Genomic DNA, 16420 nt, shown 5'->3' on the forward strand with positions numbered 1-16420 from the left:
CGAGTCATGATCTTGGGCGCGCGGCCCGCGCCCCTGATCCGTCACTGGGGCAGGATTACGCCGAGCCGCTCCTTGAGCGATTGCGGACGCCCCGTAATCAGGGCCGAGTAGTAATTGGTGTTCGACAGCACATTCTCGACGTAAGCCCGCGTCTCGTTGAACGGGATCGTCTCGGCGAAGATCGCCCCTTCCACCGGCCGATCCAGCGTGGAACGCCACGTGCGCGGGCGTCCCGGGCCAGCGTTGTAGCCGGCCGATGCCAGCACGGCCGAGCCGTCGAACTGGTTGTAGATCGACGACAGATAGCTCGTGCCCAGACGAATGTTGACGTTGATGTCGTGCATCATGCCCGGCTCGTAGTCCATGCCGATCTTCTTGGCGACCATCTTCGCCGTGGCCGGCATGATCTGCATCAGCCCACCGGCACCCGCCGATGAGCGCGCATCGATGATGAACCGCGACTCCTGACGGATCAGACCATAGGCCCACGCTTCATCCAGATCGACCGCTGCGGCGTTGCGCTCCAGCACATCGCGGAACGGCATCAGATAGCGCAGCGTGAAGTCGTGCTCGACCTTCGTGCGATCGGCGGTATTGACCGTGCGATCGAACAATTCGATGTTCTTGGCATACTGAGCGGCGGCGAGCAACTGACGATCCGTCATGTTGCGCAGTTCCCAGTTCCACTCGCGATTGCCTTCGAAACGCAGCCCCATCGCATAGAACTTGGCCGCGCGCTGGAAGCCCGCGTTCGTGCGGTTGGCATCCACCTCGGCTTGCGTGACGGTGGTGCGCGGCGGCACCTGCGTCTTGTTGCCCAGTTCTTCGTTCGCCAACTGGCCGTAGAAATTCGGCTGCATTGCGATCTTCTGGAATTGCGCGCGCGCGGCATCGCCCTGACCCGCTTCGCGCAGCGCGCGACCGTACCAGTACGTCCACACGCCATCGTCGCGCAGCGAAGCCGGCATCACTTCGATGCCCGTGCGAACGAGATTCCAGTCACCGGCGCGCAACGCCGCGCGAATCTTCCATTCCTGCGCGGTGTTCGAAAGCTTGGCCGTCCCGGCCTGACGATACCAACTGATCGCCATCGGGTTCTGCGAGAGCGCACCACGCATGCCGATGGCGCCCCAACCGATCGCACGCTCGTCCTGCGACAAGCTGCCCGCCACGCCCGCAAAGCTGCTTGCGGCCAGCCCGGCATCGGAGCGGGCCATGCGCACGGTCGCCAGCAGGGCCAGTTGACGCGATTGCTCGGAGCCATCCACGCCACGTGCGAGGATCTGCGCCGGGCGGGTGGCCGCCATGTCCAGCAGGCTGTCGTCCGGGCGCACGGCGCCAAGGGCGTCGGCGATCTGCTTGCCGAGCGAGGTGTAGTTCTCCTCGTAGGCCAGACGAATCTGATGCCAGACTTCCTTGCGCGGCAACTGCCCGTTCGCCGCCAGCGTGTTGATCATGTCGATGCAACCTTCGCCGTAGTACTTCGGCGAGGTCAACAGATCGGTGGCGGCCTGCGTCACGTTCTCGCCACGGGCGGCGCGCGACATCAGTGAATAGCACTTGACCTGCGTGTCGTCGTCGAGCGCGAATTTCGGATATTCCGCGTCGAACGTCTGCCAGTCATGGCGCTTGCCCAGCACCAGCAGCCAGTCGTTGCGCATGCGGTCGGCAATGGCCTGACCGTCATACGTACGCAAGAAGGCTCGGATATCGTCGTCCGGGGTATCGAGCAGCGCCTTGCCCGAACGATCGAACATGCGCGGCTTGATCTGGAAGTATTGGACATACGACGGCACGTCGTAGTCGGAGAGCATCGCCGCGAGCGCCGTGGCACGGGGCGCGTCGTTGTTGCGGGCGGCCTCGCGCAGCGCCGTGAAGATGTCGTCCGGCGAGCGCTGCGAGAGCGCGTCGGCAGAAGTGGCGGAGGGTGCCGAGCGGCTCGCAGCCGGTTGCGCCTTGGGGCGGCCGGTCGCTTGCGTGGTGCTGCACGCAACAAGCGCAGCAGCGCTCAGGGCAAGCGCGGCGGCGCGATATACTCGGGACAAACGTTCGGACATCTTCAGGGGAGCGTCGGGTAAAAAGTGGATTCAAGCATAGCACGGGACATCGCCCAAACGGCGGCCGACGCCCACCAGAAAAGGGCGCTACGCCGTTCGCTGCTGGCCACGCGCGAGACGCTCGCCGGGCGCGACACGCTCGATGCCGCGCTTGCCCGCCGGCTCGCCGACGAAATCGCCCGCCGCGCGCCGCGCTGCATCGGTTTCTATTGGCCGATTCAGAGCGAATTCGACGCGCGGGGCGTCGTCAGCGCATGGCTTGGGGAATCGGGCCAGAACACAGAACCGGCCGCCGCCTCCCCCCTTCGCCTTGCTGCCCTGCCCGTCGTCACCGCCCCGGCCACGCCGCTCGTCTTCCATCGCTGGACGCCCGCCACCCCCATGATCGAAGGCCGCTACCGGATTCCCGTGCCGCAGGACACCGAAGTGCTGGTGCCGGACCTGCTGCTCGTGCCCTGCGTCGGCTTTACACGCGACGGCCTGCGTCTCGGCTACGGTGGCGGCTTCTACGACCGCACCCTGCACGCGCGCTCCCCTCGGCCGCAAACGCTCGGCATCGCCTACGACGCGCTCGAAGTCGCCAGCCTCGTCGCCGAAGCCCATGACCTTGCGCTCGACGCCATCGTGACCGAATCGGCCACCTACAACGCCACGGGCGCTCGCGCCACCGCTGATACCTCCGACTGCCCTCACGGCACCACCCGCTAATTCATGACGACGCTCAAGATTCTGCCGCTCGGCGACAGCGCCCTCGTTTGCGAACCCGGCACCGCCCCCAGTCTGGGCGCCCAACGCCGTGTCTGGCACGTGGCTGCGCTGGCGCGCGATTGGCCCGACGTTCGCGAAGTCGTATCGGGCATGAACAATCTGACGCTGCTATTCGACCCGCTCGCGACCGATCAGGGAGCACTCGGCGAGCGCCTGCGCGAGGCATGGCAAACCCAACCGCCAGCGGGCGAAGTCGGCCGCGACATCGAGATCCCGGTGCATTACGGGGGCGAACACGGCCCCGATCTGCACGACGTCGCCAAGCACGCCCGTCTGCAACCGAAAACCGTCGTACAACGCCATACCGCGCCCGAATACGTCGTGTATTTCCTCGGCTTTCAACCGGGCTTCCCTTATCTGGGCGGTCTCGACGAATCGATTGCCATGCCGCGCCGTGCCGAACCCCGTCTGGCGGTGCCCGCCGGCTCGGTCGGCATCGGCGGCAGCCAGACCGGCGTGTATCCGCTCACTTCGCCCGGCGGCTGGCAGATCATCGGCCACACCGCCAGCGCCCTGTTCGACCCCGCCGCGACCCCGCCTGCCTTGTTGGCGCCGGGTGACCGCGTGCGCTTCACTATCGCGAGCCTCGACCTGTGATCGAAATCCTGCGTGCCGGCCTGCTCACCACGGTTCAGGATCTGGGCCGTACCGGACAGCGTGAATTCGGTGTCGCCAGCGGTGGCGCCATCGACCCGCTCGCCTGCATCGTCGCCAACCGACTCACCGGCAACGAACTGAACGCCGCCACCCTCGAAATCACGATGGGCACCTGTGCGCTACGCTTCTCGTCGGCCGCGCTCGTCGCCCTCACCGGTGCCGACTGCCATGCCGATCTCGACGGCGTACCCGTCTGGTCGTGGTGGCGTTTTCCCGTCGCGCGCGGACAGACGCTCACGTTGCGCCCCTCGCGCTTCGGCATGCGCACTTATCTCGCAGTGGCCGGTGGCATCGACGTGCCGGTGGCGCTCGGTTCACGCAGTACGGATCTGGCCGCCGGTTTCGGTGGCCATGAAGGTCGCGCGCTGCATGATGGCGATCGCCTGGGTATCGGCAAGATCCACACCGGCGCAGACGCACGCAAGGCCGGGCCGTTAGGGGTGCGTCCGCCACTGTGGCTGTCCGACCCGCTCGCACATCGCGTGCGCGTGCTGCCGGGCCCCGAGTACGACGATTTCACTGCGGCCACGCACAAGACATTCTGGGAAAACCCCTGGCAAGTCACGCCCAACAGCAATCGTATGGGCTATCGGCTTGCCGGACCGGAAGCGCTTTCGCGCAAGAAGAACCGTGCGAACGACTTGCCCTCGCACGGGGTGTTGCCGGGCGTGATTCAGGTGCCGCCGTCGGGGCAACCGATCATTCTGCTGGCCGACGCGCAGACCACCGGGGGATATCCCAAAATCGGCACTGTCATCAGCGCCGACCTTTGGCGGCTGGGGCAAGCACGGCTGGGCAGCACCCTGTATTTCTCTGAGTGCACGCAAGCCGAGGCACGTGAAGCGTGGCGCGAACAATTGCGTTACCTTGCGCAAATCGAGCGCGCCCTCGCGTGGCATGATCGCGGCATTCTGGACACCCCGCGCCGGCCGGCCATCACGCGCAAGCGCTGACGCCCAACCCCGCATTTGCGCATCCCCGCAGGAGAACCCCAAAAATGAAAATCGACCTCAACGTCGACCTTGGCGAAGGTTGCGATTACGACGAGCCGTTGCTCGCTCTTGTCAGCTCAGCCAACGTGGCTTGCGGCTGGCACGCAGGCGACGCCGGCACCATGCAGCAGGTGGTGCGCTGGGCGCTCGCGAATGGTGTCGCCATCGGCGCGCACCCGAGCTTCCCCGATCGCGAAAATTTCGGCCGAACCGAAATGCAATTGCCGCTCGATGAAATTCGCGCGGGCATGCTGTATCAGATTGGCGCCCTCGCGGCGATGGTGCGCGCACAAGGCGGCTGGCTCTCGCATGTGAAGCCGCACGGTGCGCTCTATAACCAGGCCGCACGCGACCCGGCGCTCGCAGAGACGATCGTCGAGGCGATTCGCGCATTCGACACCGATCTGGCGGTGTTCGGGCTGGCGGGAGGCCAACTGGTGAAAGCCGCCAGCGCCGCCGGCATGCATGCCGTGGAAGAAGTCTTCGCCGACCGGGGCTATAACGCCGATGGCTCGCTCGTCAAACGCGGCACCCCCGGGGCATTGATCGAGCGCGAAGACGATGCGCTCGCGCAAACGCTGATGATGGTGCGCGATCAACGCGTGCGTGCCATCGACGGCACGCTGGTGCCGATCAACGCGCAGACGGTCTGCCTGCACGGTGACGGCGATCATGCCCTTGAGTTTGCGCAACGCATTCGCCGCTTTCTGACCGACGAAGGCATCGAGATCGCGCCGGTGCGTTAATCACCAACGGTCGCCAACGGCGTAAATCAGGAAAACCGAGAGAACTTCCTATAGGCGTTTAGGAATTCCCTGCCGCACAGCGCTGTGTCTGCTCAGTAGACTGGATTTTCCCTGCCCCGCACTTCTGATGCGGGCAAGGACACTCCTTCTCAGGCGATCAAAGGACACACGATGATTCTCTACACCACACTCGGTTCGAGTGATCTGGCCCGTTCGAAGACGTTCTACGATGCCGTTCTCAAGCCCCTGAGCGCGACCGTCGTACACAACGACGACCACGCCCTCGGTTACCGCGCCGGCACGGGCCCGACTGCCGGACTCATGTTGATGACGCCGCACAACGGGGCACCTGCCTCTCACGGCAACGGCGTGATGGTAGCGCTGGCGGCAAGCAGCCCCGATCAGGTGGACGATATCTACGACGCCGCAATGGCGACCGAACTCGCCATTTGCGAAGGCGAACCGGGCGAGCGCGACTGCGTCCCCGGGCTCTATGCGGCCTACTTCCGCGACCCCGACGGCAACAAGCTAGGTGCCCTCTACTTCGGTCCGGGCCCGGCATGAGCACGGTGCCGATGAGTGCGACAGCAGGCGGTACGTCCGGCACCCTGTTATTCATCACGTCACACGACTCAGACGATGATTTACGCGACGACTCACGCAACGACTCACGCGACGACTTCACCACGGCGACGGTGCCGCGCACGGTCCGCGTGCACGACATGCGATCGCTGCCGCTGCCGCCATCGCTCGATCGTGAAGGCTTCGCCGTTTTGCTGCACACCCCCGTCGCCACGCTTGACATGCCCCCCGAGGACATTCGGGCGAAGGCCCTCGATAGTGTCGCCAAGGCCATTAGCACGGCCATCGGCGCCAACCGTGTCTTTGTTTTCGACTTCACGGTGCGAGGTACGGGAGCGGGCGAGACCGGCATGCCGCTCGAGCGAGATGACAGCGGCGAGATCGTAAAGCGAAAGGCGGACCGCCGGGCACACTGCGATTACACCGTCGAATCGGGTCCACGCCGGGCGGCGGAGGTTCTCGCCGATCATGCCGTGGACGTGTCGCTGCCTACGCACTTTGCGATCTACAACGCGTGGCATCCGTTGATCGGCCCACTGCGAGACAACCCGCTTGCACTGTGCGACACACGCTCTATCACGATGGACGATCTTCGTCCTGTCGACATCCAGCAGGCGGGGGGACGCGAAGGACAAGTCTACGAGGTGCAGCAACGAGACACGCAACGGTGGCACTACGTGAGCGACATGCAGCCGGAAGAAATGCTGCTGTTCGTCGGCTACGACTCAAGCGCGCCGACGCGCTTCGTGCCTCACGGAGCGTTTGACGATCTGCACGCGCGGGCCCCGGTGCCGCCGCGCGCGAGTATCGAATTCCGTGTGCTGGCGCTGTTCGATTGATTCGCAGACGTTCGCGTGAACCACGTAACGATCGGCTAGCCACGCAATGTCTCTCGACGAAAAAGCCGCGTGCGAAACGGTGTTCGCACGCGGCTTTTCTTTTCAGACGGCGGGTAACCTGCGTCCGCTATTGCCCCAGCGTCGGCATGACCAGCGACGACGTGGCGTTGGCCGGACGTCCTTCCGACCAGCGACGCGTCACGACCTTCGAGCGCGTGTAGAAGCGCACTGATTCCGGCCCGTAGATATGCTGATCACCGAACAGCGAATTGCGCCAGCCGCCGAACGAGAAGTACGACACCGGCACCGGAATCGGCACATTCACGCCGACCATGCCGACTTCGATCTCGTCTTCAAAGCGGCGTGCGGCGCCGCCCGAGGTGGTGAACACAGCCGTACCGTTTGCGTACGGGTTGCGGTTGATCAGCGCGATCGCCGCTTCCAGCGTTTCTACACGCACCACCGAAAGCACCGGCCCGAAAATCTCGTTGCGGTAAATCGACATCTCCGGCGTCACGTGATCGAACAGGCACGGCCCGATGAAGAAGCCGTCATCGCGCTGCGCCACCTTGAGCCCGCGCCCGTCGACTACGAGCTTTGCGCCCTCATCGACACCGGCGTCGACAAAGCCGCGCACCTTGTCGCAATGGGCACGCGTGATCAGCGGTCCCATTTGTGCAACGGGGTCGGTGCCGTCACCCACGGGCAAGGTGCTTGCCACGTTGGCCAGTCGCGCGACCAGCTTGTCAGCCACATCGCCCACTGCAACCGCGACGGAGATCGCCATACAGCGCTCGCCCGCCGAACCGTAGGCCGCACCGATCAGTGCGTCGACGGTGAAGTCGAGATCAGCATCGGGCATCACCACGCCGTGGTTCTTCGCGCCACCCAGTGCCTGCACGCGCTTGCCGTGTGCCGATGCGGTGCTGTAGATGTACTGGGCAATCGGCGTCGAGCCGACGAACGAGACGGCGTTCACATCCGGGTGCGTCAGCAGCGCGTCCACCGCAGCCTTGTCGCCGTTCACCACGTTGAGCACGCCGTCCGGCAGTCCGGCTTCTTTCGCCAGACGTGCGAGCAGCAGCGCCGCCGACGGCACCTTCTCCGACGGCTTCAGAACGAACGTGTTACCGCACGCGATCGCCATCGGGAACATCCACAGCGGCACCATTGCCGGGAAGTTGAACGGCGTGATGCCCGCGCAGACGCCCACCGGCTGATGAATCGAATACGTGTCGACGCCCGTACCGACCTGCGGCGCGATCTCGCCCTTGAGCAGATGCGGAATGCCGATGGCGAACTCCACCACTTCCACGCCGCGCGTCACTTCGCCACGTGCGTCGTCGAGTGTCTTGCCGTGCTCTTGCGTGATCAGTTGCACGATGGCTTCGCGATTCACGTCGAGCAGTTCGCGGTACTTCATCATGACGCGGGCGCGCTTCATCGGCGGCGTCGCGCGCCAGCCGGGCAGTGCCGCACGCGCTGCGGCTACAGCGCGCGCGACGTCGGTCGCGCCGCCCAATGCGACCTGCCGGATCACCTCGCCGGTGGCCGGGTTCGTCACTTCACCGAAGCGTTGTTCGGCTTCGTCCGATGCCACGTTCGCGCCGCCAATCCAATGCTCGATACGTTCCGTGCTGACTCGTTGATTCATGTCGATTTCCGTGAAATTCATGTTGCCGCGAGGCAATTTATGCCGTTTCGCGAATCGCTTCGGCGACGATGCCGAACAGTTCGTCGATCTGGGTCTCGTTGATGATGAGCGGCGGCGAGAACGCCAGAATGTCGCCGGTGTAACGCACCATGGCGCCCTTTTCGAAGCACTTGACGAAGATCTCGTGAGCGCGGGCGCCGGGTTTGCCGTCGCGCGTCGACAACTCGATGCCGCCGACCATCCCGAGGTTGCGAATGTCGACAACGTTCGGCAAATCGCGCAGGCCGTGGATGGCCTTTTCAAAGTGCGGCGCCAGTTTCGCGGCACGCTCGAACAGGCCTTCGCTCTTGTACAGGTCGAGTGCCGCGCAGGCGGCGGCAGCGGCCAACGGGTGGCCCGAGTACGTGTAACCGTGGAAAAACTCGATGGCGCCCGCGTTACCGGCATTGACGATGGTGTCGTGCACGCCGGTTTTCACCGCGACCGCACCCATCGGCACAGCGGCATTGTTCACGCCCTTGGCCATCGTGATGATGTCCGGCGTCACGCCGAAATACTGTGCGGCAAACGGCTTGCCAAGACGGCCGAGCCCCGTGATCACTTCGTCGAAAATCAGCAGAATGCCGTGCTTGTCGCAAATCTCGCGCAGTTTTTGCAGATACCCCTGCGGCGGCACCAGCACGCCGGTCGAGCCGGCCAGCGGTTCGACGATCACGGCAGCAATGGTCGAGGCGTCGTGCAGCGTCACAAGGCGCTCCAGCTCATCCGCCAGATGCGCGCCCCAGGCCGGTTGACCCTTCGTGAACGCGGCTTCCTTGATGTTCAGTGTGTGCGGCAGATGGTCGACGGCCGGCAGCAGCTGGCCCGAATACGCCTTGCGGTTAGGCGAAATACCCCCGACCGAGATGCCCCCGAAACCGACACCGTGATACCCGCGCTCGCGGCCGATGAGGCGCGTGCGCTGGCCTTCGCCACGGGCGCGGTGATAAGCGAGTGCAATCTTCAGCGCGGTGTCGACGGCTTCCGAGCCCGAGTTGGTGAAGAACACGCGATCGAGGCCTTGCGGCGTAATCTCGGCGATCTTGCTCGCGGCTTCGAAAGCTTTCGGGTGGCCCATCTGGAAGGTCGGCGCGAAGTCCATCTCGCCGGCCTGCTTGCGAATCGCCTCAACGATCTCCGTGCGGCAATGGCCGGCGTTCACGCACCACAACCCGGCAGTGCCATCGAGAATCTTGCGCTGGTCCGACGACGTGTAATACATGCCCTCTGCGCCAACGAGCAGGCGCGGGCCGCTCTTGAACTGGCGGTTGTTGGTGAACGGCATCCAGAACGCCGTCATGTCGAGGTTCAGCTCATTCATGTTCATCGCGGGTCTCCCCCAGTCTCTCTCGATCAGGAATCCCGTCGCCCGCACGCAGAATGCGCACCGCTCCGGGTAGATGGGTCGATCCTACGAGAGCCGGACCGGTACAGACATGTACAGTGACTCGGAAAATGTATATTCTGTATCGGTCAATCGCCTCAACTGTATTGGCAACAGCCATTAGCGCGTGCGCGCGGCAAACCGCCGTCCAGCGGGGATGTCGCCTTCTTTTGCGTATTCACGCCGCTTTGGCCACCTGTACAGGCCATGGCGGCCCGGTGCAGGCCTTGTTGCCCAGCGCCCTATGTTTTCTGTCGCCCCCCCGTAGCCATGGTCCAGCCGCTCGCTTTCTCCCTGAACCGCGCCCAGCCTGAAGCGCTGGTCGATCAGCTTGTGCGCGAAGTCGAGCGCGCCCTGCAACGCCAGACCCTGCACGCCGGCATGCGCATGCCGTCGATCCGCGCGCTGGCGAAGGCGCACGGCATCAGCACCTTCACCGTGGTGGAAGCTTATGACCGGCTGGTCGCGCACGGCACGCTGGTGGCGCGACGCGGGGCGGGGTTCTTCGTGGCCGGCTCGTCCGATACGCGCGACACCGGCACCGCCAGCCCGGGCGCGGCGCGGGTGACCAGTGCGGCGGCAAGCGAAGTCACCAACGCGTGGCTGCTCTCGGAGATCTTCGCCGACGACAGCATTGCCGTGAAAAGCGGCTGCGGCTGGCTGCCCGACAGTTGGCTGGACGAAGACGGTCTGCATGGCGCGCTGCGCACCCTCTCGAAAGGCCCCGGCGCGCACTTCGCCCACTACGGCCATCCACACGGCTACGGGCCGCTGCGGCAGTGGCTCGCGAGGCGGCTGGGCGAACTGTCCATCGACGCGCCGCCGGAACAAATCGTGCTCACACAAGGGGCGACGCAGGCGCTGGACCTTGTCGTGCGCACCCTGCTCAAGCCGGGCGACACTGTACTGGTCGAAGCCCCGGCGTACTGCAATCTGCTGGCGGTACTGCGACTGGCGGGGGTGAACGTCGTCGGTATTGCGCGCACGGAGGCCGGCCTCGATCTGGCCGCGCTGGAGCAGGCCGCACAAACGCACCGTCCGCGTGCGCTGTTCGTGAACCCGGCGTTGCAGAATCCGTTGGGTACGTCGCTGACGCCCGCCTGTGCGCACCGCATTCTGCAATGTGCCGAGCAGCACGGTTTCTGGATCGTCGAGGACGACATTTATCGTGAGTTGGCACCCGCCGGGACGCCGTCGCTCGCGGCCATGGACGGCTTGTCGCGCGTCATTTACGTATCGAGTTTTTCGAAGACGATCTCGCCCTCGGTACGCGTGGGATATCTGGCCTGTTCGCGTGAACTCGCCCACGAGATTGCCCGCAGCAAGATGGTCGCGGGGCTGACGTCGTCGGAAATCAACGAGCGCATCGTGCACGCGATCCTCACCGAGGGGCGTCATCGCAAACACATCGAACGGTTGACTGACCGGCTCACCCGCTCGCGCGCCCGGCTCATCACCCAGTTGCAATCGCATGGCGTGACGCTGCTCGCACAGCCCGAGGGCGGCATGTTCGTGTGCGGGAGCTTGCCGGATACCGCGCTACCGGCGCGTGAATTGGCGGAAGCGGCACTGTCGGAAAGCATCATGCTCGCGCCGGGCGAATTCTTCCTCGCGCACAACGAGCCCTGCCGGTGGTTCCGCTTCAACGTGGCGTATTCGGACGACGCCCGTCTATTCCGTTTTCTTGATCGGGCAGCGGCCGGGAAACAGGCGGCGTAGGGCCGAAGTCAGCGTCAATAAGTGCCCTGCCGGGAACACGAACATCGAGTTGTCCGATGCTGATCGCCAGCCGCAAACGCGCCGTCTGCCACCGCGCGCGCGAGGCCACGATGACATGCTCTGCATCGGCGAGCGCTGTTTGCGCAGTGACCAGCGCCTCCATACTTCCGGCCCCTTCGCGATACCGGCCACGTGCCATCTCGAATGACTGCTTCGCGTCGGCCAGCAACCGCTGTTCCGCGGCCCCGCGCGCCGACAACGCCTGAAGTGCCTGATAGTTCTGCCAGACCTCCATCGCGACACGTCGCTCGACTTCCGCCAGCCTCGCCCGCTCCGTTTCCACCAGAGCGTTCGCGGCCGCCGTACGGTACCGCCGGTCGCCGCCGTCATAGAGAGGAATGCTGATCCGGATACCGATGCTGGCCGCCGTCACGGGACCATCGACGGCAAACGCCCCATGACGCGTCTCACGATTGACGCCGCCCACGAGCGTAACGCTCGGTGCCCACGCATGGCGTAAGGTGTCGCGCCTGGCTTGCACCGCCCGCACCTCGGCACTCGCGGCGCGCAACGCAGGGTGCTGATGTCTAGCGATCGCCAGCAACTCATCTATCGAGTGCATGGAAGGCGTTGATGCCGCTGATGCCGCTGATGCCGCTGATGCCGCTGATGCCAGCATATTCACCGAATCCCACGGCGATAGCGAGTCGAGGGTCTCGCGGCTTCCGACGTCGTCGAGTCGAAACACCGTGTTCATATCGACGCCGATCATCGCGGCCAGCACCCCCATGCGCGAGACCGCACTTGTCGTGGCTTCCAGACGGGAAAGCTCCGCGCGGGCGTGGGCGGTTCTTGCCTGCAACACGTCTGCCAGCGTACCGGCCCCGGCTTCGTGTCGAGCGCAGGCCGCCGCGACGCTATCGAGCGAAAGCTGCTCCGCCATGCGTGCAGCGCGCAACAGCGACTGCGCTTCGAACGACGCGTAGTAGGCACGAGCGACATCGAACGCGGCTTGCTGGAGACTCGCATCTTGCGTAGCTGTCGCGGCGGAAAATCGGCTACGCGCCTCGGTCAGGTGCGCCTCGCGTGAGCCGAAGTCCAGTAGCAGCCAACTCATGTGGATACCCTGATCGCCTTCATTTCCGATACCGCCCCCTGCGCCCTCACCGTGGCCAATCCAGCGCGAATACCGCTTCACGCGCGACACCGCAGCGCTCACATCAATCGACGGAAAATACGCCGCACGCGCCACGCCAATGTCCGCCGATCGACGTGCGACGGCGGCCCACGTCTGCCGGACTTTGGGATCGAAGGCCAACGCCTGCCGTATCGCACCATGCAGCGACAACACCGTGCCCACATCGTTGGACGCCGTGGGCAACGTTGAGGACGCTGCGTCGATCGGCATGCAGCGTGCCCCCGCGGCGTCATTCGCCATCAGGCATGCCAGCAGTACGCCGCGCCAGAGCGAACGCCGGTGAATCATGATTGGGGCGCCACGGCCGCGACATCGGCCGGACGATCAGATTGCGGCCGGTCAGAGACGATTCGGCCGCCATGGAGGGTGATGACCCGGTCGGCCGTCGCGATCGTCTCCGCCCGATGCGCGATGATCAGTCGCGTCATGTGCAGCGATCGAACCGCTTCGTTCACTTGCCTCTCGTTGGCCGCATCAAGGTGGCTCGTCGCCTCGTCGAGCAGCAACATCCGGGGGCGTTTATACAAGGCACGGGCAAGCAGAATACGTTGCTTCTGCCCACCGGAGAGCACCGTCCCCATATCGCCGACGAGGGTGTTGTAGCCCATCGGCATGGCCTCGATCTCCTGATCGATGCAGGCAAGCCGCGCGCACTCGCGAATCCATGCGGCATCCGCCTGCGTGTCGAAGAAGCTCACGTTGTCGGCGAGCGACCCGGCCAGCAACGTGTCGTCCTGCATGACGGTCCCAACGGCCTGTCGCAAACGACCGACGCCCAACGCGCCCACGGGCTTGCCCGACAGTTGGATCACGCCGGAAGTCGGCGTAAGAATGCCGAGCAGCAAATGCGCGAGGGTCGACTTCCCGCATCCCGATGGTCCGACGATCGCCACCGATTCGCCCGCCCGGATGGAGAACGTCACGTCTTCAAGAATCAGTCGCTCGTACTCGCTATACCGAAAACTGAGCCGCGTGACTTCAAGCGCCGCATCGCACCCGGGAGGCGTCTCTGAAGTGAATGCCGGGGTGGGTGCTGAGGGGGGTGCTGAGGGGGGAGCCGAGAAGCCAGTCGCAGGCGACTCAGGCGCACTCAACGCAATGTCGGCCAGTCGGGCGGCCTGCAAGCCAAGCATCCGGTACTCGGCTAGTTTGTCGATCAACGAACTCATCCGTGTCTGAAACTGCAATTTGTACGCGAGTAACGCGATCAACGCGCCCGCTGTGAACCGGCCTTCAATCACAAACGTGGCACCCAGCCAGATGATCAGAATGTTCTCAACCCCCATCAGGAAGCCGTTGGCGTGCTTGTGGATCATCGTCAGCCGTTGAATCCGCAGGTCGGCGTTGATCTGGCGCACGAGCAACGTCAGCCATGTCGAGCTTCGATCGTCCTCTCGCGAAAAGAGCTTGATGGTCTTGATACCTCGCAGCGTCTCCAGAAAATGACTCTGCTGGCGCGACGCGTGAACCAGATGCGCCTCGGTCGCGCCGCGCAAGGCGCGAAACAGGCCGAGCCGCAGCACCGCATAGAGCGCCATGAAGCCAAGCGCGACGGCAGCTAGCGGCGGGCTATAGACGAACATCAGCGCCAGCGTCAGGAGCGCCATACCGCCGTCGAGCACGCCTTCGATGAATGACGTAGTGAGCGTGCGCTGAATTTCATCGACCGCACCGAATCGCGAAAGCACGTCCCCGAGATGACGGCGGATGAAGTACTGCACCGGGAGACGCACCAGATGAGAGAACAGATTCGCACGCCACTGAAGATTCCATGTCGCTCCCAATCGCATGAGCGCCCACGATCGAAGCGCAGCCACGCCGTGCTGACACACCAGCAGCAAGGAGAACCCGATCAACAGCGTGAGCAGCAGGTCACGGTCACCTGAGACCAGCGCGTGATCGATGACCCATTGCAGGTAGAACGGCGAGACCAGTACGAAGATTTCCAGCGACAACGCCAAGGCAAATACTTGCGCCATCGCGGGTATCAAACCGGAGACGGTGCCCAGCAAGTCCGTCACCCGCTTATGCCTTCTCTCGTTCCGGGCAACGAACGCTTCATGTGGCCAAAGCTCGAGCGCCACCCCCGTGAACGCTCTGGACGCCTCCGACAGCGTGACTGTGCGTGGTCCTTGCGCGGGATCGTGAATCGAGAGGCCACGCGAGCCGACGCGCACCAGCACGACAAAGTGGTTGAAGTTCCAATGCAGGATGCAGGGGAGTTTCAGCTTACCGAGCGCATCGAGATCGAGACTGACCGGTCGACTGACAAGATTCATACGTCGTGAAATGCTGACCAGATTCGCCAGCGTCACGCCCATCTGCGATATCGGAAAACGCGCGCGCAGCGAAGGCAGATCGATTTGATGCCCGTAAAAACCGGCAATCATCGCCAGACACGCCAGACCGCATTCGGCCGCCTCCGTCTGGAGAACGGACGGCGTGCGACACCCGAGTGCGTTGCCGGCCTGGCGCTTATCGAGCATCGGACGACTCGTGTCTCACCATTGCTGCCTGAGACCTTGCAGCGGATGAAACGCCCATTCATAGAGTCGCCGTGTCTCGCGCATGACATCGGCGTCCAGCTGCATGCCAGCGCGTAGCACCAACTTTTTGTCGTCGGTATGGGCTGACGGAGCGTCCAGACTGACCTTGACGAGGTATAGCGGCGTCTGCGTCCCCTTGCCGCCCTCGTAGGGATCGATGTCGGCGATATCGGCGTGCGGGAGCGCAGCCCATGAGACGGACGTCACAGTGCCCGGGAATTGACCGAACTTCTGATGTGCGAAGGCACGGTAGCGAAGACGGACCGGATCACCCGTCTGCATAAAGCCGACAGCGTCGCTCGTCACGTAAAGGTGAGCTTCGAGTGGCGAGTCCGTCGGCACGATCGACATCAGCGGCGTCGCTGAGGTGACCGTTTGCCCAATTTCCGACACCACCGCTGTCGCGACGCCACCAGTAGGCGCAATCACGGAGAATTCCCTCTGCCCCTCGCTCTCGGTTAGTTCTTGCTTCAGCAATGCAAGCTCGCGTGTGCGCTGCGCGAGCTCGACTCGCTGTCCGTGGGGCAGCGAATCGAGCCGCTGCCAGTCGGCGCTCAACATCCGGGTCATGACGATCCGCTCGCGTTGGAGAGATTGAAACTGCGCACGTTGTTCGAGATACGCTGCGCGCTTTTCCTGACTTTGCTCACGAGAGACGTAGGACTGCGCAAGCAGGCGCTCATACCGATGCGCATTGGCGCTGGCGAGCGCCACTCGCTCGCGTTGGCTCTGAATCAGGCCATCAAGCTTTGCCAGCTCCTCAGCGCGGGCGGCAATCGTTTGCCGCTGCGTCTCCTGCGTCATCGAATGCATGCGTGTCATATCAGCCACCTCATCTTTCAGAGACGCCACGCGCGCCTCGATTCGCTGAGCCACTTGTGAGCGGACCCCGTCTCCTTCCCCACTTCGACGCTCGGCGGAAAGCACAAAGAGAACCTCCCCTTGATTGACGTGCTGCCCTTCCACGATATGTCGCTTGATGACAACGCCGACACTCGGCGCATACACCTTCGCAAACCCCGCGGAAGGCACTAAGCGGCCAACAACCGTCGCACGTTGCGTGTACGTTCCCCAAGCCAAGAACATGACGGTCACCATGGCTAAAAACGCCGAGGCGACGGCGGCAATCCGAAGGGACAGCGGTGGTAACAGCAAAACTTCGCCAAGCCATTGCGGCCGCTCGGCCACCAGCGCTGCGTCGCGAAACATGGAATTCCCCGAGGAAATTTGAATGCCGTC

Annotated in this window: 13 protein-coding genes; 7 read left to right on the top strand and 6 right to left on the bottom strand. The window is 64.1% G+C overall.

Annotated features, from left to right (window positions below; genetic code table 11):
• Positions 1–41 precede the first annotated feature (41 nt).
• The gene (locus CDV46_RS02710; protein WP_087690226.1) at positions 42–2057 is read right to left on the bottom strand and encodes a lytic transglycosylase domain-containing protein; all 2016 of its coding nucleotides are present in this window, start codon (positions 2055–2057) and stop codon (positions 42–44) included.
• 24 nt (positions 2058–2081) lie between these two features.
• Here CDV46_RS02710 and CDV46_RS02715 point away from each other — a divergent pair, with 24 nt between their 5' ends.
• The 6 genes from CDV46_RS02715 (at position 2082) to CDV46_RS02740 (ending at position 6641) form a co-directional block, all read left to right on the top strand.
• Positions 2082–2765, top strand: a complete 684-nt coding sequence (locus tag CDV46_RS02715; protein WP_254915909.1) for a 5-formyltetrahydrofolate cyclo-ligase — start codon at positions 2082–2084, stop codon at positions 2763–2765.
• 3 nt (positions 2766–2768) lie between these two features.
• Entirely contained in the window at positions 2769–3422 is a 654-nt protein-coding gene (gene pxpB, locus CDV46_RS02720; RefSeq protein WP_087721734.1) for a 5-oxoprolinase subunit PxpB, read from the top strand.
• On the top strand, positions 3419–4435 hold the full coding sequence (locus CDV46_RS02725) for a biotin-dependent carboxyltransferase family protein (protein WP_087690231.1): 1017 nt from the start codon (positions 3419–3421) through the stop codon (positions 4433–4435). The genes pxpB and CDV46_RS02725 overlap by 4 nt, the downstream gene beginning before the upstream one ends.
• Positions 4436–4479: 44 nt before the next feature.
• Positions 4480–5220, top strand: a complete 741-nt coding sequence (gene pxpA, locus CDV46_RS02730; protein WP_087690233.1) for a 5-oxoprolinase subunit PxpA — start codon at positions 4480–4482, stop codon at positions 5218–5220.
• Positions 5221–5391: 171 nt separating this feature from the next.
• Entirely contained in the window at positions 5392–5784 is a 393-nt protein-coding gene (locus CDV46_RS02735) for a VOC family protein (RefSeq protein ID WP_087690235.1), read from the top strand.
• An 11-nt stretch (positions 5785–5795) separates the two neighbouring features.
• Positions 5796–6641 carry a CmcJ/NvfI family oxidoreductase gene (locus tag CDV46_RS02740; protein WP_140413276.1) on the top strand — a complete coding sequence of 282 codons (846 nt, stop codon included), beginning with the start codon at positions 5796–5798 and terminating at the stop codon, positions 6639–6641.
• Between the two features lie 127 nt (positions 6642–6768).
• Here the strand turns inward: CDV46_RS02740 and CDV46_RS02745 are convergent, their stop codons facing one another.
• On the bottom strand, positions 6769–8295 hold the full coding sequence (locus tag CDV46_RS02745; RefSeq protein ID WP_176398990.1) for a CoA-acylating methylmalonate-semialdehyde dehydrogenase: 1527 nt from the start codon (positions 8293–8295) through the stop codon (positions 6769–6771).
• 37 nt (positions 8296–8332) lie between these two features.
• Positions 8333–9661 carry an aspartate aminotransferase family protein gene (locus CDV46_RS02750; protein WP_087721736.1) on the bottom strand — a complete coding sequence of 443 codons (1329 nt, stop codon included), beginning with the start codon at positions 9659–9661 and terminating at the stop codon, positions 8333–8335.
• A gap of 327 nt (positions 9662–9988) precedes the next feature.
• Here CDV46_RS02750 and CDV46_RS02755 point away from each other — a divergent pair, with 327 nt between their 5' ends.
• Positions 9989–11437, top strand: a complete 1449-nt coding sequence (locus CDV46_RS02755; RefSeq protein WP_087690241.1) for an aminotransferase-like domain-containing protein — start codon at positions 9989–9991, stop codon at positions 11435–11437.
• On the opposite strand, the gene CDV46_RS02760 is transcribed toward CDV46_RS02755, so the two are convergent.
• From CDV46_RS02760 to CDV46_RS02770, 3 genes are read right to left on the bottom strand one after another with little or no spacing between them, the layout of a single operon-like run.
• Positions 11361–12923 (bottom strand): TolC family protein, encoded by a 1563-nt coding sequence (locus CDV46_RS02760; protein WP_087721737.1) that lies wholly within the window; start codon positions 12921–12923, stop codon positions 11361–11363. The genes CDV46_RS02755 and CDV46_RS02760 overlap by 77 nt on opposite strands.
• Entirely contained in the window at positions 12920–15121 is a 2202-nt protein-coding gene (locus CDV46_RS02765; RefSeq protein ID WP_087721738.1) for a peptidase domain-containing ABC transporter, read from the bottom strand. Before CDV46_RS02765 ends, CDV46_RS02760 begins: the two co-directional genes overlap by 4 nt.
• Positions 15122–15136: 15 nt before the next feature.
• Positions 15137–16390, bottom strand: a complete 1254-nt coding sequence (locus CDV46_RS02770; protein ID WP_087721739.1) for an HlyD family secretion protein — start codon at positions 16388–16390, stop codon at positions 15137–15139.
• Positions 16391–16420: the final 30 nt, after the last annotated feature.

Origin of the sequence: Pandoraea sp. PE-S2T-3 (genome assembly GCF_002179965.1) — a bacterium.
In the GTDB taxonomy this organism is placed as follows: Bacteria; Pseudomonadota; Gammaproteobacteria; order Burkholderiales; family Burkholderiaceae; genus Pandoraea.